The sequence below is a fragment of the Neisseria sp. P0022.S009 genome (assembly GCF_051956675.1).
Taxonomy (GTDB): Bacteria; Pseudomonadota; Gammaproteobacteria; order Burkholderiales; family Neisseriaceae; genus Neisseria.
The window spans coordinates 124,684-150,894 of sequence record NZ_JBQCXE010000002.1 but is presented as its reverse complement, the minus strand read 5'-3'; the positions used below and the strand labels follow the sequence as shown (position 1 = coordinate 150,894).

Here is a 26,211-nt window from a genome sequence, read left to right as displayed (position 1 = left end):
GTCTGAAATTTTTAGGCCGCTATTTTAACTGAAATGTCAGCTGGGAAAGTAATCAGTAGGAAATTTGCGAAGTCTAAGCGCTCAAAAAAGCTTCAATTTCTTCTTCTGATAATTTGGAATTGCAGACGGATTTTATTTTGCCTTGTGAGATTTTGAGTAATGCGGGAACAGTTTTGATGCCGTATTGTTCACGAAAAGTTTTTAAAGCTGCTTTGTTGCTGCTGTCTGTAAAGCGGATGGTAAGCTGCTTGTTTAAGGAAACGGTAAGCAGTTTTGCAACAAAACGGCGACAGTATGAACAGCTTGGTTTGCCTAAAAATATGATAGCAGTTTCTTGACCGTCAATGAGTTGCAGAAGTTCGTCAGTTGTGGTTGGGATGAAGGCAGCGACATGTTTTGCAAAGGCTGCCAATTCTTCAGGAGAGGGTTTGGGCATGGGAATGAATGTGAGGTAGGCTGTCTGAAGGCTTCAGACGGCCTGTTATTTTTATGTGGTTAAAGTCTTTTGCGTATCCAAGACGAGAGTTTGGGTGCGCCGAATAGCAGGAAAATGCCGATAAAAAGCTGCGCGATGTTGGCAAGTATACCGGCTTGGTTTTGTGCGCCGAGGTCCGCCCAAACGGATGTATGTGTGTCGATAGCAATAGACTGTACAAAAAGATAGAGAGAGAACTGGTAAATTAGGTCAGGGATGGCTTGGAAAACAGTATATATGCCTATTAATACAATACCGGTCGTCAGCCATGGTGCAGGGTGTTTGGGGGCTTCCTGTACGGTTTGCAGATGTTCGGGCAACAGGCGGTTGGCAATGGTGGCAGGGAAACACCATAGCAGCAGCCATGCAATTAAATACAAGCCGTAGAGCATCAGTACGGATGAGATTTGTTTACTGCCATACATGCTTTCTGTCTGTACGAATATGGTCGCGATGCTACCAAGTGTTTGTACGATACCGATTAAAACAACCAAGCGGATGGCGACAATCAGGATTTGCTTAGGGGACATGGATTTCTTTCATTATTTGTTGGATCTAGAACATCTAAAAAAACGTTTCAGGTTTTCAGACGGCCTATTATCGATTTATAAGGACTCAATTTTTCTCAACAATTCACGCAATGCTTGGGCGCGGTGGCTTTCGGCATTTTTGATTTCAGGGTCAAGCTCGGCGGCGGTGCAACCGTGTTCGGCCAGATAAAAATGCGGGTCGTAACCGAAGCCGTTTGTGCCGGCTGCCTCTGCCTGCCATTGTCCGCGCCAGATGCCTTCTGCGATGATGGGTTGCGGGTCGTTTTCGTGGCGGACGAGTACGAGCACGCAGACGTAGTAACAGCTTTTATCGTCTGTATCGGCAAGATCGGCAGACAGTTTGGCGTTGTTTGCGGCATCGGATTTGGGGTTTTCGCCTGCATAACGGGCGGAGAAAATGCCGGGTGCGCCGTTTAAGGCGTTGGTGCAGATGCCGGAATCGTCGGCAAGTGCCGGTAAGCCGCTGTATTTGGCGGCATGGCGTGCTTTAGCCAGGGCATTTTCAACAAAGGTATGGTACGGCTCGGGACATTCGGGCGTATTGAACTGCGATTGTGGCAGGACTTCGATGTTTAAGTCGGCAAAGAGGCGGGAAAATTCTTTGAGTTTGCCTGCGTTGCCACTGGCAAGGACGATTTTTTCAAACATGGTTTTTCCTTAATGGTTTTCGGTTTGCTGCATACGAGCCATTTGTGCGCGTGCTTTGTGGCGGATGTAAAGGGCAAGGCTGCCGATTTGGGCAAAAACGGCGGCAAAGGCAAACAGAAAGGCGGCAACGGCAAATTGTTTGCTGTGAATGCTCAGAAGATAAGCGCCCAACAGAATCAGTACGATAAACATTAGGGTAAATAGGGCGGTCAGGAGCAGATAGGCTTTTTGTCGGGTCATGGCAGCTTGGGTAAGGGGAAAATGTTTTGATTATAACGTCAGATTGAGAATTTGAAACCATGTCGGATTCGTTAAAAAGGCCGTCTGAATATTTCAGACGGCCTTAAGTTGAATAACGGATTAACGCAATTCTGTGTGCAGGCGGCTCAACAATGTGGAGGCATCGCTGCCTTTGTATGGGCTGCCGTCTTTGTTCAACAGATGGAGGCGTGCGCCATTGTTGATAGGCTCAACATATACGATAATTTCAGGATACGTTTTTGGTGCTTCTGCTTTGCCTTTGCCAAATACGCGTTTGAACAGGCCTGGTTTTTTATTGGCAACTGCTTCGCCTTCGGTTGGGGCTTGTTGAACCAAGAAGGCGCGGCGTTCGGCATTTTGACCGATAACAGTCAGGCCGATGCGGTCGAGCGCAAGGGCGGTACGGCGCCAGTTGCGGCCGTAATCGCCTGCCAGCAGCAGGGTGCCGTTGTCCAAACGGGCCAACTCGGAGGCATTGCTGCGGGCGGCAACGCTTTGGGTCAGGGCCTGTTCGGCTTGTTGGCCGTCAACGCCCAAGTATTGCATAAAGCGCGCGAGGAATGCGGCTTCGAGGTTAGGGTCGCTCTCGCTTGGCTGCCACATGGTGGTGTCTTTTTTACGGTCGGCATAAACTTCTTTCATGCCTTTATGGGCGAAGAAGATGTCGGTCGAACCGTTTTTGCCTTGTTCGATTCGGATGATGAACTTGTCGCGTTCGCTGGTGGAGTAGATGCCGCCCAAGCCGACTTTATCCAACAGGCGGCGCAGGCTGTCTTGAGGGATTTTGGCTCGGTTTTCCGCCCACTCGGTTTCCATTTGGCCGATGGCTGGTTCTTCGGATTTGATGTCGAAACCGTTTTCTTGCCAGAATACTTTCAGCAACGGCCAAATTTCGCGAGGCGATTTGCCATCGACAACCAACCAGCGTTGGTTGCCGTCACGTTCAAGGCGTACGCCTTTAACGGATTTCAAAACTTCTGCATTGGCAGGTTGTTGTACGGCTTGAGTGCGGCGTTTGTTGAAGTCGCTGGCGCGGACGGCACCGCTGCCTGCCGGTAATTGATAGAGGTTGCCTTGGTCCGGGTTATTCAAATCAGGTGGTACTTCCAGTTTGACCAGGCGGTGTGATTGACTTTGATAGTCGAGTTTGGGTTGTTCTTTTTTGCTGCCGGAACAGGCAGTCATGCTAATCAGGGCGAGGGCTACTACGATGGGTTTGATATAGGTCATCTTGTTTTCCTGTGGATGAAGTTCTTAACAGGGAGGCCGTCTGAAAAGGATGTTTTGATTTCAGACGGCCTTATTTCCGGATCAGATTTGTCCTGATTTTTCCAGAGCGGCTCGGACTTTGGCTTGACCGGCTTCGGTCAGTGCTACCAAAGGCAGACGAACATGGGGTTCGCATTTGCCCAATAAGCTCAGGCCCCATTTGGGCGCGGCCGGGCTGGGCTCGCAGAACATGGTGTTATAAATTGGGATAAGTTGCTCGTTTAGACGACGGGCGGTCGCAATATCGCCCTCAAGGGCGGCTCGGCACATGTCGGCAAAGAGTTTCGGTGCAACGTTGGCTGCGACGGTTACTACGCCGTGGCCGCCACACAGCATGAAGGGCAGGCCGGTAGGATCGTCGCCGGATAAAACGGCAAAACCTTCGGGAACGCTGTTGATCAATTCGATGTTACTGCCGATTTTGCCGCTGGCTTCTTTCACGCCGACGATATTCGGAATCTTGGCCAAACGCAAAATAGTGTCGTTGCTCATGCTGACGACGGTGCGGCCGGGAACATTATAGATCACCATCGGAATCGAAGTGGCTTCGGCGATGGCTTTGAAATGCTGGTAAATGCCTTCTTGCGAAGGTTTGTTGTAGTAGGGAACAACAGATAAGGTGTAGTCCGCACCGGCTTGCTCGGCGGCTTTGGAAAGGGCGATGGCTTCGACAGTATTGTTGGCGCCTGTGCCGGCGATAACGGGAATGCGCTTGTTGACGTGTTTGACAGTGGCTTCGATAACGGCCAAATGTTCTTCGACAGGCAGGGTGGCTGACTCGCCGGTGGTACCGACTGCGACGATGCCGTCGGTGCCGTTTTCAATGTGCCAGTCGATTAAGTCATGAAGTTGTTCGTAGTTGATGCTGCCGTCTTGATTCATCGGGGTAATCAGGGCAACCAGACTGCCTTTTAACATACGGAAACCTTTAATTTTATAATGTGGGTGGATTATTCATCGGATTGTAGCTTACTTTGTTGTTTGTGTGAAACATATCCGCTATGAGGCCGGGCCGTTTAATCGTGATTTGTCATTATCTTAATGAATAATACATTTTTAAATCATTAGTTTGTTTGTTTCAAGATGTAAAAATACTGTCAAGGATTAAAATGTGTTAAGGCTGTTTGAGGCCGTCTGAAAATGATCGGGCAAAACTTTCAGACGGCCTGATGATTTTGAATTTGCTGATACATTTTAAATTAGTTAAAATGCGCATCTTAATATTTTTTAACGATTCTTAAGAAAGGGTCATTATGGCCGAAATGACAGATAAACAGGCCGGTTCGCCTGATTTGGTTTACGGTTTGGAAGACAAGCCGCCGTTTGGGAATGCGTTGTTGAGTGCGGTTACGCACCTTTTGGCTATTTTTGTCCCGATGATTACGCCGGCGCTGATTGTCGGCGGGGCGTTGGAGCTGCCGGTTGAAATGACGGCTTATTTGGTGTCGATGGCGATGGTGGCTTCCGGTGTCGGTACTTATTTACAGGTCAACCGTTTCGGGCCGGTCGGTTCGGGCATGTTGTCGATTCAGTCGGTCAATTTCTCTTTTGTAACCGTGATGATTGCGCTCGGTGCCGGCATGAAAGAGGGCGGCTTGACTGAAGATGCGATGATTTCAACGCTTTTGGGCGTATCATTTGTCGGCGCGTTTTTGGTGTGCTTCTCCGCTTGGCTTTTGCCTTATCTGAAAAAAGTGATTACGCCGACTGTAAGCGGCGTGGTCGTGATGTTGATCGGCTTGAGCTTGGTGCATGTCGGCATTACCGATTTCGGCGGTGGCTTTGGTGCGAAAGCAGACGGTACGTTCGGCTCGATGGAAAACTTGGGTCTGGCATCGCTGGTGTTGTTGATTGTTTTGGTTTTCAACTGCTTGAAAAATCCGTTGCTGCGCATGAGCGGCATCGCGGTGGGTTTGATTGTCGGTTATATTGTTGCGCTGTTTTTGGGCAAAGTGGATTTTTCCGCCCTGCAAAATCTGCCGCTGATTACCCTGCCGGTTCCGTTTAAATATGGCTTTGCATTTGATTGGCACGCATTTATCGTTGCCGGTGCGATTTTCCTGTTGAGTGTATTTGAAGCAGTGGGTGATTTGACGGCGACTGCGATGGTCTCCGAGCAGCCGATTGAGGGTGAGGAATATACCAAACGTCTGCGCGGCGGTGTGTTGGCGGATGGTTTGGTGTCTGTGATTGCGACTGCGTTAGGCTCTTTGCCTTTGACCACTTTTGCGCAAAACAACGGCGTGATTCAAATGACCGGCGTGGCTTCGCGCCATGTGGGCAAATATATTGCGGCGATTTTGGTATTGTTGGGCTTGTTCCCCGTTATCGGGCGCGCGTTTACCACGATTCCGAGTCCGGTTTTGGGTGGTGCGATGGTGTTGATGTTTGGCCTGATTGCGATTGCCGGCGTGCGGATTTTGGTCAGCCACGGCATTCGCCGTCGTGAAGCGGTTATCGCGGCGACTTCTGTCGGTTTGGGTTTGGGCGTGGCGTTTGAGCCGGAAGTGTTCAAAAACTTGCCGGTATTGTTCCAAAACTCAATTTCCGCAGGCGGTATTATGGCGGTATTGTTGAACCTGGTTTTGCCGGAAGATAAAACCGATAAAGCGGTTAAGGTCGAAACCGATAGTTTGGATCACTAAGCAAGCCTTATTCAAAGGCCGTCTGAAGTTTCAGACGGCCTTTGGTTTTTCGGCTATAATATTGTTTTTATTTGTTATCCGAGTGGTTCGGATAGCCCTACCCGGAAAGGTTTTATATGACGGTTTATTCACTTTTTATCACTTGTCCTCGCGGTTTGGAAGCGCCTTTGACGCAGGAACTCGAAAGCATGGCATGTCAGGATATCCGCGCTGTTGACGGCGGTGTCGCATGTAAAGGCACGATGGAGCAGGTGTACCGCATCAACCTGCATTCGCGCGTTGCTAGCCGTGTTTTGCTGCGCTTGACCAAAGGCGGTTATCGCAACGAACACGATATCTACAAACTGGCACGAAATCTGCATTGGACAGGTTGGTTTAAGCTGGAGCAGACCTTTAAAGTCAAAGTCGAAGGCAAGCGCGCCAATGTGAAAAGCTTGGATTTTGTCGGTTTGAAAATCAAAGATGCCGTCTGCGATGCCTTCCGCGATATTTATGATGCGCGTCCGAGCGTGGGCAAAATCAACCCCGATATCCGCATTCATGCTTTCATCGATGAGCGCAATGTGGAAATCTTTATCGATACTTCCGGCGAAGCACTCTTTAAACGCGGCTATCGTCAGGATACCGGTGAAGCGCCATTGAGAGAGAACTTAGCGGCAGGTTTGCTGCTTTTGGCAGGCTATGACGGTACGCAGCCTTTCCAAGACCCGTTTTGCGGCAGCGGTACGATTGCCATTGAGGCTGCATGGATTGCGACACACCGTGCGCCGGGTTTGATGCGCCGTTTCGGTTTTGAAAAACTGCAAAACTTCGACAAAGAAAAATGGCAAGCGTTGCGCCATGAGGCTGAAAAACAAATCAAACCGGCCGCCGCGCCCATTTCCGGCAGCGACAACGACCGTTATATGATCCGCGCCGCATTGGCCAATGCCCAAGCCGCCGAAGTGGATAATTTCATCCGCTTTGACGTGCAAGATGCACAAGCCGCGCGCCCAAACGGCGAACACGGCATTATGATTTCCAATCCGCCTTATGGCGTGCGCCTTGCGGAGGTTCAAGCTTTGCAGGCTTTATATCCGCAACTCGGTACATGGTTGAAACAATATTACGCCGGCTGGCTGGTAGGAATGTTTACCGGCGATCGCGATATGCCGAAATTTATGCGCCTTTCTCCGAAGCGGAAAATTCCTTTGTTTAACGGTAATTTGGATTGCCGATTGTTTTTGATGGATATGGTGAAAGGTTCGAATCGGGGGTAAAACCTGAAATTAAGGCCGTCTGAAAGATGATTTCAGACGGCCTTTTTTGATTTGTTAAAACCGTCTTTGTTATAACGGAGTTTGCTTTTCTTTTTTATATTAATGCACTGAAATTGTTTTCAGACGGCCTTTATCGAGGGAGCCGTGTAGATGTAATTATTGAAATTTACAATCTATCAAATTATAAAAACCTATTACAAAATAAAGATGGATTGTTAAATAAAATACCATATCTAGTGGTATTGTGTTTTAATGCACACCATATCTTGTGTTTTATGGCATTGCAATGAGCGGTTTGAAATTCACAATCGAGCAAATTGTATGGCAGGAAGTGCCGGGTGAAGTGTCGCTGGCGTTTCTGTTTTCCGGTTGTCCGCTGCGTTGCAAAGGCTGTCATAGTGCCGATACATGGAAAGAGGGCATCGGCACGGAATTGACCGAGGATTATTTAAAAGGCCGTCTGAAACGCTATCGCGGGTTGATTACATGCGTGTTGTTTATGGGCGGAGAATGGCAGCCGGAAGCCTTGCAGAAAATGCTGGCCATCGTGACGCAGGCGGGTTTGAAAGCCTGTTTGTACACCGGCCTGGAGCGTGAAGAGCTGGAGGCAGTTTCAGACGGCATCCTGCCTTATCTGACGTATCTGAAAATCGGCCGCTGGCAGATGGAGTTGGGCGGTTTGGACAGTCCGGCCACCAATCAGAAGTTTATCAATTTGCACACGGGCGAAGTGTTGAACCGCTTGTTTATCAAAGACAAACCTGTGCCTAAGGTTTTTCCAGTGGCTTCAATTTAGCCCGGTGCTGTATTGCACTGATTTAAATTGAATTTATTGTATTCGCTGACAGCGATGTTTCAGACGGCCCAACCGTCATTGTTTAATAAATCAACCAAACCATACAGGAGAATTAACATGATTCGGCTGCATCCCGAACAGTTAAACGGAAAACTACAATTCATGCGCGACTACATCAGCGCGCAAAACGCGGCGGACGGCTCGAAAATGGACGCCAATGCCAACGTAACGCAAAAAAACATCGCTACGATGGAAGCGGAAATCATGAAAGACTTTTTCGTGCAGATTAACCGCGCCCAAGTGTCGCGCAAAATCGCCGAAATTTTCGACCAATCCGTTGCCGACGAATACATCCGCCAGATTGAGGCACATGATATTTATGTGCACGACGAAACCAGCCTCAAGCCTTATTGTGTGTCGGTGACGCTGTATCCCTTCCTGCTCGACGGCTTAAGCAAACTCGGTGGCGAATCCAAAGCGCCGCAGCATCTGGCTTCGTTTTGCGGTTCGTTTATCAACCTTGTGTTTGCCATCAGCGCGCAGTTTGCCGGTGCGGTGGCGACGGTGGAATTTCTGACCTATTTCGACTACTTCGCCCGCAAAGACTACGGCGACGATTATTTGGAAACCCATGCCAAAGAAATTGCCAACCATATGCAGCAGGTGGTGTACAGCATCAATCAGCCTGCCGCCGCACGCGGTTATCAGAGCGTATTCTGGAATATTTCCGTTTACGATCAATACTATTTTGACGCGATGTTCGGCGATTTCGTCTTCCCCGATTTCAGCAAACCGGTGTGGACGAGCGTGGCGAAGCTGCAAAACTTCTTCCTCAAATGGTTCAATCAGGAGCGCAGCAAAGCCGTTTTGACTTTCCCTGTCGTTACCGCTGCGATGCTGACCGATGGCGGCAAATGCAAAGACACCGTGTTTGCCGACGAAATGGCGAAAGAGTTGGCGGAAGGCAATTCCTTCTTCGTCTATCTTTCCGACAACCCCGACTCCTTGGCTTCCTGCTGCCGTCTGCGTAACGCCATCGAAGACCGCACCTTCAGCTACACCCTTGGCGCGGGCGGTGTGGCGACCGGTTCCATCAACGTCATCACCATCAACATGAACCGACTGGAGCAAGACGGGCGCGACCTTGCCGCCGAAGTGGCCAAAATCCACAAATACCAATACGCCTACCGCAAACTGATGGAAGAATACCAAGCCGCCGGAATGCTGCCCGTTTACGATGCAGGCTTCATCACGCTGGACAAACAGTTCCTTACCATCGGCATCAACGGTATGGCGGAAGCCGCCGAATCGCAAGGCATCAAAGTCGGCTACAACGACGACTACATCAACTTCGTCCAAGGTCGTCTGAAAACCATATTCGAAGTCAACCAAGCCGCCAGCAAACATTACGGCGTGAAATTCAACACCGAGTTCGTCCCCGCCGAAAACCTCGGCGTGAAAAACGCCAAATGGGACAAAGCCGACGGCTACAAAGTCAGCCGCGACTGCTACAACTCCTATTTCTACGTCGTCGAAGACGAAGAAATCAACGCGCTCGACAAATTCCTGCTGCACGGCAAAGAACTGGTGGACTGGCTCGACGGCGGCTCCGCACTGCACCTGAACCTCGACGAAGCCCTGCCCGAATCCGGCTACCGCTCGCTCTTGGACATCGCCGCGCAAACCGGCTGCAACTACTTCTGCGTGAACGTGCGCATCACCATCTGCAACGAATGCGGTCACATCGACAAACGCACCCTGCACGCCTGTTCTGCCTGCGGTAGCCACGACATCGACTACGGCACCCGAGTGATCGGCTATCTGAAACGCGTATCCGCATTCAGTAGCGGACGGCGCAAAGAGCACGCACTCAGGCATTATCACCGTAAAGCGGCGTAATCATTGAAAAAAGGATTCCTTACAAAAGCAAAGGCCGTCTGAAATTTCAGACGGCCTTTAGGATGTTTGGATAGACTGATTCTTTCAACTGCATGATTTTAATTAAATTAAACAACAATGATTGACATTTTAATATAATGAATTAACATATTCCTTCCTTTAACCTAAATTCAAAAAAAGCGAGAGCACATGAAAACATCAGCTTTATTGGCAGCCCTGTCCCTGTCAGCATGCGGCGGCGGTTCAGGCTCATCTTCTTCTGCCGTTTGTGACGAGTACGAAAAAGCATTTGCCGAAGCAACTAAAGACGTAGATGCAGCAACCAAAGACATGATGCAAAAATCTTTTGAACAAACCAAAGAAGCCCTGAAAAACCTGCCTGCAGACCAACGCGATGCAACTTGTAAAACTTCTTTGGACGCTTTGAAAGGCGTACCTGCTGCAGAAACGCCTGAAGAAAAAGCCGAAGAAGCCAAAGAAGCTGCTGAAGAGGCTAAAGAAGACGCAAAAGACGCAGCAGAAGATGCCAAAGAAGCTGCTGAAGACGCTAAAGAAGAAGCTAAATAATACGGCTAAGCTTTATAGAAAAACGGATTCCAATAATTTGGAATCCGTTTTTTGTTTTATGAATTAAAATGGTTGTTTTTGAACAAAGAATTATTGCTTTCAGACGGCCATCTTTAATGCCGTCTGAAAGTGTTAGTTTAAACTAAGTTGAAATTTACAACAGCAAATCGTCAATTAAGCAACCGCGTGCGCACCCTACACGTTGATTTTGAAGTTCCGTTTAATTCACAGGTCGGGTATGTGGCGCAACCACGCACGCGGTCGGTTAGATATGCAGGCTACGGCTTGCTCTTCAGTAATAACTTAAGATTCAATTAATGCACTTAGTTCATCTTTAATAAGGGATTAATGGTGAATATAATTTATGAAATGCACGCCCAATTGCTCCTGTAAACAAAACTAATTCGGGATCATTACTTCCACTTTGTAAAATATGTGTTGCAGAAATTCCTGGGTATGGATCTATATAGTAGATGCGTTTAATACCTAATTGATATGCCTTCTTTGCACATAACTCACAAGGGCTAGCTGTTGTAAATAAAAAGCCATTTTGAATCCCATTTCCACCGTATTTTGACAATTGTAAAAAAGCATTTTCTTCTGCATGCAATGCTCTAGTATGAACTTGGTTCTTATCTCCTTTTATTTTGTTATATTCGGATTTAAAACAAAATGAAGTATTTCTAGACTGTTTTATTGCGATATATTTTTCATTTCCTTTTTTTATATGTTCAATAAAAGTTTTATCATTTCGTTCAAAATATGTAAATGCTTTACTATCATTACCATCCACTAAATCAAATCTATTTCTCAAGTTACAAGAAACTTGTCCTTCTGGAACATCATTCCAACCAATAGCTTTAATTGAAAAATTTGAGTCCGTTATTGCAGCACCAACTTGTCTTGATAAGCACCCAGAATTTAATTTTGCTGTGTAAGCTATCTGCATACATCTTTCAATTGATGTTGGATTTACAATACCTGGATATTTCATTAGGGTAGTAAATTTAATTAATTGATTTGATAAAGCAATAAATTGGGTAACTTCGTCCGATGCATTTTTATTGTTTATATATAGGTCCGCTCTTTGTAAACATGCCTGAATATCTTGTGTGGTGTAAGTTTCATCATGGTCTAAGTCATGTGAGCTATATTCTTTTTCATCAATAGTTTCTATTTCTTTATCATTTATACCTAAGTTTCTAAGCCTTTGTTTACGCTCTTCATCATTACAGGTTATTGCTAATAAATAAAAAGAAGCGTACCTTTCTTGAAAAAAGAAGGCTTCCAATGGATTTCTAATAGCATCAATTACAATGAATGTAGGTTGTTGTTTATTTTTATGGTATTCCCTTATATCTTTTATAATTGAATTAATTCTTTCTGCTAGTTTAAAAAAATTGCCTTCTTCCATCGTGCTTTTAACAGGACTCCCAGATTTACGGATATTATCCCCAATTTCTTGAAATAATGCAGTAAATTCAATTCCAAGCGAATCTTTTAAATTTTTACTTTCATTTGGTAAATAGTTATCGTAGAAATTTATTAGACCTTCATTAGTAGATTCTAGATTTTCAAATTCCTTATTAATTTTTTCTAAAATGGAATTTAAATCTTCAATTTTTTCTGGTTTTAATTTGTGTTTTTGAATGAAATTTTCATATTCGCTTGCCGTTTCATTTTTTGATTCGGCAAGCATTAATGTAATAATAGATCTAACTTGTATTAGCAAAAATGGTTTCCAACTTCCTTTAAATCTATTAAAAATAATTTTTTCTACACGATGTTCATTATTTTCAGGATGACTACCCTGAAAAAGAGAATGTTTTAAATCTTCTTCTTTAGAATTTAATATATTAGCAACAGTAGAACAACCACTTCCCGTTCTGCCTGTAACTCCAATTAAAATAAAATCATCATCAGATCCATATAGTTTCTCAATAGAATTTTTGGTGTATTTACTCATGATATATTTTCTCGAAAAAATAAAAATTATTTAAATAATATCAATTATTCTTGAATATTGACAATTACCTTCAAATACTTCCCAGTATAACTCCCCTTAACCTTCGCCACTTCCTCAGGGCTACCTGAAGCAATAATCCTGCCCCCCCCATCGCCGCCTTCCGGCCCCAAATCCACAATCCAATCCGCGGTTTTAATCACATCAAGATTATGCTCGATAATCACAATCGAGTTGCCTTTGCCTTTCAGACGGCCTATTACTTCCAACAGCAAGGCGATGTCGGCGAAATGTAACCCCGTTGTCGGTTCGTCCAATATATATAAGGTGCGCCCTGTGTCGCGTTTTGAGAGCTCCAAGGCGAGTTTGACGCGCTGGGCTTCGCCGCCGGAGAGGGTGGTGGCGGATTGGCCGAGGCGGATGTAGCCGAGGCCTACGTCCATCAGGGTTTGCAGCTTGCGCGATACGGTGGGGACGGCGTCGAAAAATTCGCGGGCTTCTTCGACGGTCATGTCGAGGACTTGGCTGATGTTTTTGCCTTTGTATTGGATTTCGAGCGTTTCGCGGTTGTAGCGTTTGCCGTGGCAGACTTCGCAGGGGACGTACACGTCGGGCAGGAAGTGCATTTCGACTTTGATTACGCCGTCGCCTTGGCAGGCTTCGCAGCGGCCGCCTTTGACGTTGAAGGAGAATCTGCCGACGTTGTAGCCGCGTTCGCGTGAGAGGGGGACACCGGCGAAGAGTTCGCGGATGGGGGTGAACAGGCCGGTGTAGGTGGCGGGGTTGGAGCGCGGGGTGCGGCCGATGGGGGATTGGTCGACGTTGATGACTTTGTCGAGGTGTTCGAGGCCGTGGATGTCGTCGTATGGGGCGGGTTCTTCTTGGGCGCGGTTGAGTTCGCGGGCAGTGATTTTGGCGAGGGTGTCGTTAATCAGAGTGGATTTGCCGCTGCCGGATACGCCGGTGATGCAGGTAATTAAACCGAGCGGCAGTTCGAGGGTAACGTTTTTAAGGTTGTTGCCGCGCGCGCCTTTGAGGACGAGCATTCGGTCGGGATTGACGGGCGTGCGTTCAGACGGCACGGTAATGGATTTTTTGCCGCTGAGGTATTGTCCGGTAATGGATTTTTCGTATTTGGCGACGTTTTCGGGCGTGTCGGCAATCAGTACGTTGCCGCCGTGTTCGCCCGCACCGGGGCCCATATCGACGACGAAATCGGCTTCGCGGATGGCGTCTTCGTCATGTTCGACCACAATCACGCTGTTGCCCAAATCGCGCAGGCGTTTGAGGGTGGCGAGCAGGCGGTCATTGTCGCGCTGGTGCAGGCCGATGGAGGGTTCGTCCAAAACGTACATCACGCCGGTCAGGCCGCTGCCGATTTGGCTGGCGAGGCGGATGCGCTGGGCTTCGCCGCCGGAGAGGGTTTCGGCGGAGCGGGAGAGATTCAGGTAATCCAGCCCGACATTAATCAGGAAGCCGAGCCGTTCGGTGATTTCTTTGAGGATTTTTTCAGCGATTTGTTTTTTGTTGCCGTCCAAATCCAGCGTTTCAAAGAATTGGTGGGTTTTGGTCAGTGGCCAGGCGGAGACTTCGTGCAAAGGTTCGCCGCTGACGTAAACGTAGCGCGCTTCTTTGCGCAAACGTGCGCCGCCGCAGCTCGGGCAGGCGCGGTGGTTTTGGTATTCGCGTAATTTTTCGCGCACGGTTTCGCTGTCGGTTTCGCGGTAGCGGCGTTCGAGATTGGGGATGATGCCTTCAAAGGCGTGGCTGCGGTTGAAGGTGGTGCCGCGTTCGGACAGGTAGGTGAAGTCGATGACTTCTTTGCCCGAACCGTGCAACACGACTTTTTTGACTTTTTCCGGTAGGCTTTCCCAAGCGGCGTCGACATCAAATTTATAATGTTGCGCCAGCGATTGAATCATTTGGAAATAGAATTGGTTGCGTTTGTCCCAGCCGTCAATCGCGCCTGCTGCTAAGGATAATTCGGGATGGGCGACCACTTTTTCGGGGTCGAAAAAGTTGGTGTTGCCCAAGCCGTCGCAAGTCGGGCAGGAACCCATCGGGTTGTTGAACGAAAACAGGCGGGGCTCTAATTCGGGCAGGCTGTACGAACACAGGGGGCAGGCGAAACGCGCGGAAAACCAATGTTCTTCGCCGCTGTCCATTTCCATTGCCAGCGCACGTTCGTTGCCGTGGCGCAGCGCGGTTTCAAAGCTTTCCGCCAGCCGTTGTTTGATGTCGGCCTTCACTTTCACGCGGTCAATGACCACGTCGATATTGTGTTTGATGTTTTTTTCCAGCTTCGGTACTTCGTCGAGCTGATAGACCTCGCCGTCCACGCGTACACGCGCAAAGCCCTGAGCCTGCAAGTCGGCAAAGAAATCGACAAACTCGCCCTTACGCTCGCGCACAGCCGGCGCAAGAATCATCACGCGCGTGTCTTCCGGCAGCTTCAACACGGCATCGACCATCTGCGACACGGTTTGGCTTGACAGCGGCAGATTGTGTTCGGGGCAATACGGCGTGCCGACGCGTGCGTACAAAAGGCGCAGATAGTCGTGAATTTCCGTTACTGTGCCGACGGTGGAACGCGGATTATGGCTGGTGGATTTCTGCTCGATGGAAATCGCAGGCGACAGGCCTTCGATCAAATCGACGTCGGGTTTGTCCATCATCTGCAAAAACTGACGGGCATAGGCGGAAAGGCTCTCAACATAACGGCGTTGGCCTTCGGCATATAAAGTATCAAATGCCAGCGACGATTTGCCGCTGCCTGACAATCCTGTTACCACCACGAGCTTGTGGCGCGGAATGTCCAAATCGACGTTTTTTAAATTATGTGTACGCGCGCCGCGGATGCGGATGGTGTCATTATCGTGTGAATGTTTGGGATGATGGTTGCACATATTGTCAGGCCGTCTGAAAAATAAAATAAACGGCTATTGTAGCACTTTTCAAATGTCAGACTGGATAGATAAAGCATTTGATATAAAAGAAACAAAGAGGCCGTCTGAAAATATGTTTTCAGACGGCCTTTGATATAGATGGATCAGCTTATCAGTCGATTTTGCGGAGAATTTCGCGCAGAGCTTTTTGCCAGTCGGACGGTTTGATACCAAACTCGGTCTCTAGGCGTGAGCAATCCATAATGCTGTATGCCGGACGCGGAGCGGGCAGGGGATATTGTTCAGTGGTGATCGCGTTCAGTTCCGGAATGCGAAAGCTGTCGTCTAATTGGTGGGCCGTCTGAAAGATGGCTTTGGTAAATTCGTACCATGTTGCCGACTTATTGCCACAGTAATGGAAGATACCGCGTGGGGAGGTGGGCTGTTGCAATAAACTGATGATGGCATGAGCCAAGTCGCCTGCATAAGTCGGGCAACCGGTTTGGTCGTGGACAATGGAGAGGGAGTCACGTTCTTTGGCAAGGCGCAGCATGGTTTTGACGAAATTGCTGCCGTATTCGCTAAACAGCCATGAAGTACGGACGATTGTACTTTCCGGATGCGCGGCTAAAGCCAAAAGCTCGCCTGCTACTTTGGATTGACCGTAAGTACTGCGCGGATTGGTATAGTCGGTTTCGCGGTAAGGGCGTTTGCCTTCGCCGTCGAATACATAATCAGTGGAAATATGGATAAAGCGGGCGTGTGCGGCGCGGGCAGCTGCGGCCAGGTTGTGAACAGCGGTTGCGTTGACTGCAAAAGCGGCTTCAGCGTTTTCTTCTGCTTTATCGACGGCAGTGTAAGCTGCGGCATTAACGATGGCATCTGGTTGGAAGTTTTTGATCATGTGATGCACGGCTTCGGTATCGGTAATGTCCAGCGAAGTAGAGTCGGTAGCAATCAGTTCCCAATCTTCGGGCAGGCGGTCGCGCAGACAACGGGCAAGCTGGCCTTTGGCTCCGGTCAATAAAGTACGCATGGTTGAGTATCTCCTCTGATAGCTGTTAAATAGGTGTTCGTGTCATTATAGTGTAAATACGACAAATTCACATTATTGGCGTAGAACAAAATGCAGAGGAGGCTGTATTTGGGTAAATCGTCGATATTATCTATTCATAATAATAACCACTTATTGGTATTATGTTTGTTTACTATAACTAGAGTTAAAATTCAGCTTTTAACAAGATAGATAAAGGCTCTATGCTGTTTGAGAGATTGTGAATCAATGTTAATGTTTTTATTGTTGCTAGGATAATGGAATTTAAAAACAGGCGAAACTCAATCCTTTTGTCGGCAAATTCTACCGTTTGATATTTTTGAGTAAATATTTTGAAAAATATTACTAAAATAATAATTGAGCAAGGGCGGATTTGCTCGTTCCGCTAGCTCAATATCTTTATTAACTATTTTGGGAGTAATTATTATGGCATACTGTTACGGGGGGTATTATGCTAGACCCCTGGTTAGTTCTTACTGCGCTCCTGCGCCTAAGGCTTCCTACTCTTCTTACTACTGCGCTCCTGCAGCAAAATCTTCTGTTTCTATCGGCAGCATCGCTAGCATTGCCAGCGTCGGCGTGTCAGTAGTTAATGCGGTAACTGGTTTGGTTTCTGCTATTGCGGCTTTCTGCCCACCGGCAAAAACGCCTAACTACAAATGTGTTCCGGTTTGCCCACCTTACAACTGCGATCCAATCAAACCGATCCCATGTCCAAAACCACAACCTAAACCTCAGCCTAAGCCTCAACCAAAACCTGAGCCTAAACCTGAGCCACAGCCAGAACCGCAACCAGAACCAAAACCACAACCAAAACCTGAGCCTAAGCCAGAACCAAAACCTGAGCCTAAACCAGAACCTAAGCCAGAGCCAAAACCTGAGCCTAAGCCAGAACCAAAACCTGAGCCTAAGCCAGAGCCAGACTGCAAAGACTGTGTTGACGACCATAACCAAAACAACTCATACGGTCACGAAGACAAAAACCCAGGTAATGTCATCAGAGCTGAAGACTGCAAAGACGGCAACGTTATCCGCGGTACTGATGCTAAAGATACCATTTATGGTACTGCTTGCGAAGACATCATCTACGGTGGCAACGGCACAGACGTAATCTACGCTGGTGCTGGTAACGACACCATTTACGGTGATGCCGACGGTGACTCTCTGTACGGTGAAGAAGGTAAAGACTACCTGCAAGGTGGTGCCGGCAACGACTACCTGAACGGTGGTTCCGGTGCGGACATCATGCGCGGTGGCGACGGTAACGACGTTTACTTCGTTGACAATGCCAACGACCAAGTTATCGAGTACGGCAATGCACACGCCGGTATCGATACTGTTCGTACCGTTATCGACTACACCTTGACCGATCACGTTGAAAACCTGATTTTGCAAGGTATGCAAAACCTGAACGGTACCGGTAACTCTTTGAACAACAACATTGAAGGCAACGGCGGCGACAACCATCTGTACGGTTTGGCCGGCGACGACTGCCTGGTGGGTAAAGACGGTAACGACTACCTCGACGGCGGTGTCGGCAACGACATCCTGATCGGCGGTACCGGTAACGATACTTACTTCTTCGACAAAGGTTACGGTCACGACACTATCCGTGAAGAAAGCGGTAATGACACCTTGTTGTTCGGTAAAGGCGTTGCAGCTTCTGACGTATTGCTGAGCAAATCAGGTGCTAACTTGACTGTTTCTGTCGGTACTAACGACAGCATCACCATCGATGACTGGTTCACCGGTAACGATCACAAAGTTGAAAACTTCAAGTTTGCTGACGGTAGCACTTACCAAGTAACCGGCCACGGCGACTACTACTCTCTGTCTGCTGTGAACCAAATCCAAGATCAGACTCAGGCTCCTGCCATCTGATAGGATGATGGTTTTTAGGGTTTGTCCCTAAAATCAAAGGCTAAGGCCGTCTGAAACCGAGCTATAAGGTTTCAGACGGCCTTTATTTTGTAAACAATCTGACGAAAGATGCTAAATTGGGCTAAAATACCAAATTCTTCTGTTTACCAAAGAGATACCCGAAATGTCTGAAATCAGCTTGAAAAAAATCTACTCCGGCAAAGTCCGCGATTTGTACGAAATTGACGATAAACGTATGTTGATGGTTGCTTCCGACCGTCTGTCTGCATTCGATGTGATTTTGGATGATCCGATTCCGGGTAAAGGGGAGATTCTGGCGCAGATTTCCAATTTTTGGTTTAAAAAACTGGCTCATATCATGCCTAACCATTTTACCGGCCAAACGGTTTACGATGTTTTGCCTGAAAACGAAGCTAAAGCTTTGGAGAAACGCGCCGTCGTGGCTAAAAAACTCACTCCGGTGAAAGTGGAGGCTATTGTGCGCGGTTATCTGGCAGGTAGCGGTTGGAAAGATTATCAAAAAACCGGTTCTGTCTGCGGTATTCAACTGCCTGAAGGTATGCAGGAAGCGCAGCAGTTGCCCGAAGTAATTTTTACGCCGTCGACCAAAGCCGCAGTCGGCGATCATGATGAAAACATCAGCTTTGAAGAATGCGAACGCATCATCGGCAAAGAGCTGGCGGCGGAAGTACGCGCCAAGGCGATTCAGCTTTATACGGAAGCGGCCGAATATGCCAAATCTCGCGGTATCATTATTTGCGACACCAAGTTTGAGTTTGGTTTGGATGAAGAAGGTACTCTGACTTTGATGGACGAAGTGTTGACGCCTGACTCCAGCCGTTTTTGGCCTGCCGATCAATACAAAGTCGGAACCAATCCCCCATCTTTTGACAAACAGTTTGTCCGCGACTGGCTGGAGCAAAGCGGTTGGAACAAAAAAGCGCCTGCGCCTAAAGTGCCTGCCGATGTGATTCAGAAAACAGTCGAAAAATATCAGGAAGCATTGACTTTGCTGACTCAGGATTGATTTTGAAGACCGAAGGCCGTCTGAAAGAGATATGTTTCAGACGGCCTTTTTATTGTATCAATACTGGATTTTAAGGATGGTTGCCTTTATAATCCGCAATTGTTTTCAGCGTCCGAAAAGGCCGTCTGAAAGCTTGTTTATAACCTGCCGCACGGTCTGAAACCCTAACTATGCACATTCGGATTTTAGTGTGCATTATTAGTGTTTTAGCAGTGCGGTATTTTGAAAGGAACAATGATGTTCAATAAACACGTTAAGACCTTCCAATACGGTAATCAAACCGTTACTTTGGAAACCGGCGAAATTGCCCGCCAAGCCGCCGCTGCCGTTAAAGTATCCATGGGCGATACCGTTGTTTTGGTTGCCGTGACTACCAACAAAGAAGTGAAAGAAGGCCAAGACTTCTTCCCTCTGACTGTCGATTACCTCGAGCGTACTTACGCAGCAGGTAAAATCCCCGGCGGTTTCTTCAAACGCGAAGGCAAACAAAGCGAAAAAGAAATCCTGACCAGCCGTCTGATCGACCGTCCGATTCGTCCTCTCTTCCCTGAAGGTTTCTACCACGACATCCAAATCGTAGCGATGGTGGTGTCTGTTGACCCTGAAATTGATTCTGACATTCCTGCAATGTTGGGCGCATCTGCCGCGCTGGTGTTGAGCGGTGTACCGTTTGCCGGTCCGATTGGTGCTGCACGCGTGGGTTATGTAAACGGCGTGTACGTTTTGAACCCGACTAAAGCCGAATTGGCTAAATCACAATTAGACTTGGTGGTTGCCGGTACTTCCAAAGCCGTGTTGATGGTGGAATCCGAAGCTGACATCTTGTCTGAAGAAGTGATGTTGGGTGCGGTTGTTTACGGTCACGATCAAATGCAAGTGGCCATTAACGCCATCAATGAGTTTGCCGACGAAGTCAACCCAGAAGTTTGGGATTGGAAAGCACCTGAAACCAATGAAGAATTGGTGGCCAAAGTACGCGAAATTGCCGGTGAAACCATTAAAGAAGCATTCAAAATCCGTCAAAAACAAGCGCGTTCTGCCAAATTGGACGAAGCTTGGAATGCGGTAAAAGAAGCGTTAATTACTGAAGAAACCGACACGCTGGCAGCCAACGAAATCAAAGGCATTTTCAAACACTTGGAAGCCGATGTCGTCCGCAGCCAAATTTTGGACGGCCAACCGCGCATCGACGGTCGCGACACCCGCACCGTCCGTCCGTTGAACATTCAAACCGGCGTATTGCCGCGCACGCACGGTTCAGCACTGTTTACCCGTGGCGAAACCCAAGCTTTGGCAGTTGCAACTTTGGGTACTTCACGCGACGAACAAATCATTGATGCACTGTCTGGCGAATACACCGACCGCTTCATGCTGCACTACAACTTCCCGCCATACTCTACCGGCGAAGTGGGTCGCGTAGGCGCGCCAAAACGTCGTGAAATCGGTCACGGCCGTTTGGCTAAACGTGCGTTGTTGGCCGTATTGCCAGAACCTGAAGATTTCAGCTACACCATGCGCGTGGTTTCTGAAATTACCGAATCCAACGGCTCTTCCTCTATGGCTTCCGTCTGCGGCGGCTGCTTGAGCCTATTGTCTGCCGGTGTGCCTTTGAAAGCACACGTTGCCGGTATCGCCATGGGTCTGATTTTGGACAACAACAAATTCGCTGTCCTGACCGACATCTTGGGCGATGAAGACCATTTGGGCGATATGGACTTTAAAGTAGCCGGTACAACCGAAGGTGTAACCGCGCTGCAAATGGACATTAAAATCCAAGGTATTACCAAAGAAATCATGCAAATCGCTTTGGCTCAAGCCAAAGAAGCACGTTTGCACATCTTGGAACAAATGAAAGCCGCCGTTGCAGGCCCGCAAGAGCTGTCTGCACACGCGCCACGCTTGTTCACCATGAAAATCAACCAAGACAAAATCCGTGATGTGATTGGTAAAGGCGGCGAAACCATCCGTTCGATTACTGCTGAAACCGGTACTGAAATCAATATTGCTGAAGACGGTACCATCACAATCGCTGCGACTACTCAAGAAGCAGGCGATGCGGCGAAAAAACGTATCGAAGAAATCACTGCCGAAGTGGAAGTGGGCAAAGTGTACGAAGGTACTGTGGTTAAAATCCTCGACAACAACGTTGGCGCGATTGTCAGCGTGATGCCGGGCAAAGACGGTTTGGTACACATCAGCCAAATCGCCCACGAGCGCGTACGCAATGTCAGCGACTACCTGCAAGTAGGTCAGGTTGTAAATGTAAAAGCATTGGAAGTGGACGACCGCGGTCGCGTACGTCTGTCTATCAAAGCTTTGCTGGAAGCGCCTGCTCGCGAAGAGAAAGCCGCTGAATAATCTGATTATTCAAGCTTGAAACAAAAGGCCGTCTGAAAATTTCAGACGGCCTTTTGTTTATTTAAAAGATGAGTTTAAAAAACGGGTTTCGCCTTTACTTTGATAAAAGGGATTACTACAATGCTTGCAATCTAATAAATATATTAATCTCTCAAGGAGTATGCAATGAATGCTACGCAATTAATCAGCCGGCTGACGCAAACCGTCGGTGAAAAATACATCATCACAGACCCGGCAAAAACCGAGCAATACCGACAAGGCTACCGTTTTGGCGAGGGCAAGGCGCTGGCGGTTGTCCGTCCGGGTACGGTTTTGGAAATGTGGCAAATTTTGCAGGCGTGTGTTGAGGCTGATGTCATTGTGATTACGCAGGCTGCCAATACTGGTTTGACTGGCGGCTCGACTCCTGACGGCAATGATTACGACCGCGATATCGTGATTGTGAATACCATGCGTCTGAACATCATTCAGCCGATTAATAATAACGAACAAGTTGTCTGCCTGCCCGGTTCTACCCTGAATCAATTGGAGCTGCTGCTGAAACCTTTAGGCCGTGAGCCGCATTCCGTGATCGGTTCGTCCTGTATCGGCGCATCCGTATTGGGCGGCGTATGTAATAACTCCGGCGGTGCTTTGGTACAGCGTGGTCCGGCTTATACGGAAATGGCCCTGTTTGCGCAAATCAACGATGAGGGCAAACTGGAGCTAGTCAACCATTTGGGCATTGATTTGGGTGAAACCCCTGAAGAAATTCTGACCAATCTGCAAGGTTTCCATTATCAGAAAAAAGACATTGTTCAAAATGCAGGCAAAGGGCATGACCATGCGTACTGCGATCATGTCCGCCAAGTGAATGAACCGACTGCCGCCCGTTTTAATGCCGACCCTGCGCGTCACTACGAAGCATCAGGTTGCGCGGGCAAGCTGATGGTGTTTGCCGTACGCTTAGATACTTTTCCGCAAGAAAAACAGACTGCCGTCTTCTATATCGGCACCAATGATATTAATGAGCTGACCGATATTCGTCGCGCCGCTTTGAGTGAGTTTAAAAACCTGCCTATTTCCGGTGAATATATCCATCGTCATGCTTTTGATATTGCTGCCGTTTATGGTAAAGATACGTTTTATATCATCAAGACGTTCGGTACCCACCAACTTCCGAAACTGTTTGATCTGAAAGCCCGTGTGGATAGATTCAGCAAAAAGATAAGTTTCTTACCAAAACACTTCTCTGATAAATTCATGCAACTGATCAGTAAAATTTTGCCTGATCACTTGCCGAAATCTATGCGCAATTATCGCGACAAATACGAACACCATTTGATCTTGAAAATGGGTGGCGAGGGCGTAGAAGAAGCGCGTGCTTTCTTGAAGGAATATTTTGCAACCCATGGCGGCGCATTCTTCGAATGTAATGCCGAAGAAACGCAGGCGGCCATGCTGCATCGCTTTGCTGTAGCTTCTGCCGCGATCCGTTACCGTTCTGTACATGATGATGAAGTAGAGGATTTGGTCGCACTCGATATCGCCTTGCGCCGTGATGATCGTGATTGGTTTGAAACCCTGCCACCCGAAATCGACAATAAAATCATCCATAAATTGTATTACGGACATTTTATGTGTCATGTGTTTCATCAGGACTACATCATTAAAAAAGGCAACAACTGTATGGCTTTGGAACATGAAATGCTCCATCTGCTTGACCAACGCGGTGCGCAATATCCTGCCGAGCATAATGTCGGTCATCTGTATGAAGCGAAGCCAGAGTTGAAACAGTTCTATAAAAAACTCGACCCGACCAACAGCTTCAACCCCGGTATCGGTAAAACCAGTAAGAAGAAAAACTGGGCAGAATAAAGCATAGTTAAAATAAAGGCCGTCTGAATATTTCAGACGGCCTTTTTGTATGCTGTTTATCAGAACAAGTTGCTGACAAAAATCAGCAAAATCACCAAAGGCACAAGGTATTTCACATAGGCAAACCAGATATTGACTGTCGTATGGTTGCCTTTATAAAGTAATTCGTCCTTTGCTTCATCCTTCATCACGAAACCGACAAACAGCGCGGAGCCGAGCGCGGTCAGCATAAACAGGATATTGCCGCTGATGTAGTCAAAGGCATCAAAAATATTTTTGCCGAACACGGAAACGTCTTTCCACGGGCCATAGCTCAAAATAGACGGGATGTTGCCGAAAATGAAGATGGCAGCCAGTACAATCGTAATCGCGGCGGTACGGCGGATTTTGGTTTTTTCCTGAATCGTCGTAATCAACACTTCATAAATCGTCAGCGAAGTCGTCAGCGCAGCGATCAGGAGCAGCGAGAAGAAAATTACGGCGAACACAGGGCCTGCCCACATATTCGAGAACACAATCGGCAGGCTTTGGAATACCAAAGTCGGGCCGGAATTGGGCGCGACGCCGAAGCTGAAGAGCGACGGGAAAATCATAAAACCCGCCAACACGGCGATGATGGTATTGGTAATGGCGGTAATGACTGCGGTTTGAACCAGATTTTCGTTTTTATCCAGATAGCTGGACAAGGTAATCATCACGCCGAAACCCAAGCTCAAGGCGAAGAATACTTGACCTAAAACGAAGACGAACAGTTCGGCGGTAATTTTGCTGAAATCAGGCTTCAGATAGAAAGTAATCCCTTCCATCGCGCCCGGCAGGGTAACGTTGCGCACAACCATGGCAATCAGAAATAAAAACAGCAGCGGCATCAGGTATTTTGCCGCTTTTTCAATACCGCCAATGACGCCTTTGACCAAAATCCATTGGTTTACGACCACAAACAAGAAAGTGTAGAACGCAATTTCCCAAGGGCTGTTTTCGATGTGTTCGGTAAAGAAGCTTTTGGTAACTTCGCCACTGACAGGGCTGGAAATGTCCAAATTACCGCCGATGATGTTGACGATGTAGCTGATGACCCAGCCGCCGAGCACCATGTAATAGGCCATGATGCCGAATGCGCCGAGCAGACCCATCCAACCGACCGCTTTCCAAATTTTGGCGACTGGTTTGCCGTTCATCGAGCCGCCGAATGCATCCAGCGCGTTCACGCCTTTACGGCGGCCGATGACGTTTTCCACCAAAATCATCGGAATACCGATGACCAGCATGGCGATACAGAATAAAAACACATACGCGCCGCCGCCGTTTTCACCGACCAAATATGGGAAACGCCAGGTTGCACCAAAGCCGACAGTTGCGCCGGCAACGGTAAGGATGTAAGTCAAACGGTTGGACCAAGTTTGACGGGGTTGATTGGAAGACATAAAAACTCAGATACATGAAAATAAAGACAACATTTTACCGCAAAGATTTAACGAATCTTGACTAAAGTCTGAAAAGAATGTTAGGTAAAAAAACTATTTAATGAAGAATTTTTAGTGAGTTTTTCTAGTCTACTTGATATGGAAACGTGCAAACAGAGAATTCGGCTAAGGTAATATTGAATAAACGGCATCAGCAGAGGCCGTCTGAATGGCATACGTTTATACCTGTTTGGATAGAGCGCTCTTTTTATGAAACGATTTATTTGAAATTGAACGGGTTTGGATGGGTGCAGAAGAAATCGGAAACTAAATGGGAATATTGGCAAGCAATGAATAGGGTTGCGCGGTTTGGAAATGATGGGCTTTGATAAGGAGAGGCCGTCTGAAAGTACGTTGGCAGACCTGCCGAATTTTAGATAAAAAAAACCATCTATACTAAGGGGAAAGTATAGATGGCCAAACACATTACGGGGAAAACGTCTTACTCACTTACTCACTTCTCTCGAAGCAAGTGTTACTCAGACAGGCGAATTATACAATAGTTCAGTCCTTCTAGTGTTAAATTCTGTTAAATAAAAATAATAAGGTTTAGGTGGTTGATTTTAAATAAATTAAAAATCCATTTTGTTTAAAAAAATATCTCAAAATTTTGGAATTTTTTTAGATTTGGATGAATTTCCATTCTCCGGCGGCCAAATCGTCGACATTCCAGTCGCCGAATTGTTCTCGGTGGAGTTGTTCGACACGGTTGCCTGCGGCTGCGACCATGCGTTTGACCTGATGATATTTGCCCTCGGTAATGGTCATCATCAATGTGTTTGGGTCGGCCAACACTGCTTCGGCGGCAGCGACGGTTTCATTATCGTCATGCAGGAGGACTCCGTTTTTCAACGTAGCGCAAAGGGTATCGTCGTCAGGATACTTCAAGGTAACGCGGTAGAGCTTCGGAACTTTGTGTTTGGGCGAAGTAACGCGGTGGTTAAATTGCCCGTCGTTGGTAATCAGAATAATGCCGGTTGTGTCTGCATCCAAGCGGCCGACTGCCTGCATATCGATATTGCGCATGTGGTCGGGAAAAAGGCTGAAGATGCTCGGATATTGCTGGGGTTTGTGCGAAGTCTCGTAATCTGCAGGCTTATGAAGCAAAATGTAGAAATAGGGCATGGGTACGGCGGCAATCTCTTCGCCGTCAACAGACAGGGTGTGCACTTGAGACGGATCGATATCGTCTTTGGCACGATTATGAATTTCGCCGTTTATGGCGATACAGTCATTGTCTATCAGCCACTGGCATTGCTTGCGGCTGCCGAGGCCTTGCGCTTGGATGTATTTAAGCAGTTGCATGGTTGAAAAGTAGGAAATGTTCAGACGGCCTTTATTGTACTGGAAAAC

General features: G+C 47.6%; 20 protein-coding genes. 9 read left to right on the top strand and 11 right to left on the bottom strand.

From position 1 onward, the window contains the following. Positions 1-73 precede the first annotated feature (73 nt). The 6 genes from ACTHUG_RS03770 to dapA all read right to left on the bottom strand — a co-directional run bounded on the left by ACTHUG_RS03770 (position 74) and on the right by dapA (position 4,122). Entirely contained in the window at positions 74-436 is a 363-nt protein-coding gene (locus tag ACTHUG_RS03770) for a thioredoxin family protein (RefSeq protein WP_440386309.1), read from the bottom strand. A 59-nt stretch (positions 437-495) separates the two neighbouring features. Next, positions 496-1,005, bottom strand: coding sequence for a hypothetical protein (locus ACTHUG_RS03765; protein WP_440386310.1), 510 nt, complete (start codon positions 1,003-1,005; stop codon positions 496-498). Positions 1,006-1,080: 75 nt separating this feature from the next. Next, on the bottom strand, positions 1,081-1,674 hold the full coding sequence (gene rdgB, locus ACTHUG_RS03760) for an RdgB/HAM1 family non-canonical purine NTP pyrophosphatase (protein ID WP_440386311.1): 594 nt from the start codon (positions 1,672-1,674) through the stop codon (positions 1,081-1,083). 9 nt (positions 1,675-1,683) lie between these two features. Further along, positions 1,684-1,914 (bottom strand): NGO_0222 family membrane protein, encoded by a 231-nt coding sequence (locus tag ACTHUG_RS03755; RefSeq protein ID WP_003679018.1) that lies wholly within the window; start codon positions 1,912-1,914, stop codon positions 1,684-1,686. Positions 1,915-2,034: 120 nt separating this feature from the next. Continuing rightward, on the bottom strand, positions 2,035-3,165 hold the full coding sequence (gene bamC / locus ACTHUG_RS03750; protein ID WP_070585472.1) for an outer membrane protein assembly factor BamC: 1,131 nt from the start codon (positions 3,163-3,165) through the stop codon (positions 2,035-2,037). Between the two features lie 81 nt (positions 3,166-3,246). Further along, positions 3,247-4,122 carry a 4-hydroxy-tetrahydrodipicolinate synthase gene (gene dapA / locus ACTHUG_RS03745; RefSeq protein WP_314552739.1) on the bottom strand — a complete coding sequence of 292 codons (876 nt, stop codon included), beginning with the start codon at positions 4,120-4,122 and terminating at the stop codon, positions 3,247-3,249. Positions 4,123-4,457: 335 nt separating this feature from the next. Between dapA and ACTHUG_RS03740 the strand changes: the two genes are divergently transcribed. From ACTHUG_RS03740 to ACTHUG_RS03720, 5 genes are all read left to right on the top strand, one after another. Beyond that, the gene (locus ACTHUG_RS03740) at positions 4,458-5,849 is read left to right on the top strand and encodes a nucleobase:cation symporter-2 family protein (protein WP_315612067.1); all 1,392 of its coding nucleotides are present in this window, start codon (positions 4,458-4,460) and stop codon (positions 5,847-5,849) included. Positions 5,850-5,965: 116 nt separating this feature from the next. After that, positions 5,966-7,108 (top strand): THUMP domain-containing class I SAM-dependent RNA methyltransferase, encoded by a 1,143-nt coding sequence (locus tag ACTHUG_RS03735; protein ID WP_440386312.1) that lies wholly within the window; start codon positions 5,966-5,968, stop codon positions 7,106-7,108. A gap of 286 nt (positions 7,109-7,394) precedes the next feature. Next, on the top strand, positions 7,395-7,904 hold the full coding sequence (gene nrdG / locus ACTHUG_RS03730) for an anaerobic ribonucleoside-triphosphate reductase activating protein (RefSeq protein ID WP_440386313.1): 510 nt from the start codon (positions 7,395-7,397) through the stop codon (positions 7,902-7,904). A 54-nt stretch (positions 7,905-7,958) separates the two neighbouring features. After that, a complete protein-coding gene (gene nrdD, locus ACTHUG_RS03725; RefSeq protein WP_440386425.1) occupies positions 7,959-9,803 on the top strand; it encodes an anaerobic ribonucleoside-triphosphate reductase in 1,845 nt (614 codons plus the stop codon). A 189-nt stretch (positions 9,804-9,992) separates the two neighbouring features. Beyond that, positions 9,993-10,370 carry a DUF5339 family protein gene (locus tag ACTHUG_RS03720; RefSeq protein WP_440386314.1) on the top strand — a complete coding sequence of 126 codons (378 nt, stop codon included), beginning with the start codon at positions 9,993-9,995 and terminating at the stop codon, positions 10,368-10,370. Positions 10,371-10,704: 334 nt separating this feature from the next. Here the strand turns inward: ACTHUG_RS03720 and ACTHUG_RS03715 are convergent, their stop codons facing one another. From ACTHUG_RS03715 to rfbD, 3 genes are all read right to left on the bottom strand, one after another. Beyond that, positions 10,705-12,336, bottom strand: coding sequence for an anti-phage dCTP deaminase (locus ACTHUG_RS03715; RefSeq protein WP_440386315.1), 1,632 nt, complete (start codon positions 12,334-12,336; stop codon positions 10,705-10,707). 44 nt (positions 12,337-12,380) lie between these two features. Continuing rightward, complete coding sequence (gene uvrA, locus ACTHUG_RS03710) at positions 12,381-15,239, bottom strand: excinuclease ABC subunit UvrA (RefSeq protein WP_440386316.1); 2,859 nt, start codon at positions 15,237-15,239, stop codon at positions 12,381-12,383. 151 nt (positions 15,240-15,390) lie between these two features. Then, positions 15,391-16,254, bottom strand: coding sequence for a dTDP-4-dehydrorhamnose reductase (gene rfbD / locus ACTHUG_RS03705; RefSeq protein ID WP_285069944.1), 864 nt, complete (start codon positions 16,252-16,254; stop codon positions 15,391-15,393). A gap of 444 nt (positions 16,255-16,698) precedes the next feature. Between rfbD and ACTHUG_RS03700 the strand changes: the two genes are divergently transcribed. From ACTHUG_RS03700 to dld, 4 genes are all read left to right on the top strand, one after another. Then, the gene (locus ACTHUG_RS03700; RefSeq protein WP_440386317.1) at positions 16,699-18,153 is read left to right on the top strand and encodes a calcium-binding protein; all 1,455 of its coding nucleotides are present in this window, start codon (positions 16,699-16,701) and stop codon (positions 18,151-18,153) included. Between the two features lie 163 nt (positions 18,154-18,316). Beyond that, positions 18,317-19,180, top strand: coding sequence for a phosphoribosylaminoimidazolesuccinocarboxamide synthase (locus ACTHUG_RS03695; RefSeq protein WP_440386319.1), 864 nt, complete (start codon positions 18,317-18,319; stop codon positions 19,178-19,180). A gap of 234 nt (positions 19,181-19,414) precedes the next feature. Further along, entirely contained in the window at positions 19,415-21,538 is a 2,124-nt protein-coding gene (gene pnp, locus ACTHUG_RS03690; RefSeq protein WP_156102680.1) for a polyribonucleotide nucleotidyltransferase, read from the top strand. Positions 21,539-21,703: 165 nt separating this feature from the next. Further along, on the top strand, positions 21,704-23,395 hold the full coding sequence (dld, locus tag ACTHUG_RS03685; RefSeq protein WP_440386320.1) for a D-lactate dehydrogenase: 1,692 nt from the start codon (positions 21,704-21,706) through the stop codon (positions 23,393-23,395). 59 nt (positions 23,396-23,454) lie between these two features. On the opposite strand, the gene ACTHUG_RS03680 is transcribed toward dld, so the two are convergent. Beyond that, entirely contained in the window at positions 23,455-24,819 is a 1,365-nt protein-coding gene (locus tag ACTHUG_RS03680; RefSeq protein WP_440386321.1) for a sodium-dependent transporter, read from the bottom strand. A gap of 660 nt (positions 24,820-25,479) precedes the next feature. Then, positions 25,480-26,163 (bottom strand): 16S rRNA pseudouridine(516) synthase, encoded by a 684-nt coding sequence (locus ACTHUG_RS03675; protein WP_440386322.1) that lies wholly within the window; start codon positions 26,161-26,163, stop codon positions 25,480-25,482. Positions 26,164-26,211 lie beyond the last annotated feature (48 nt).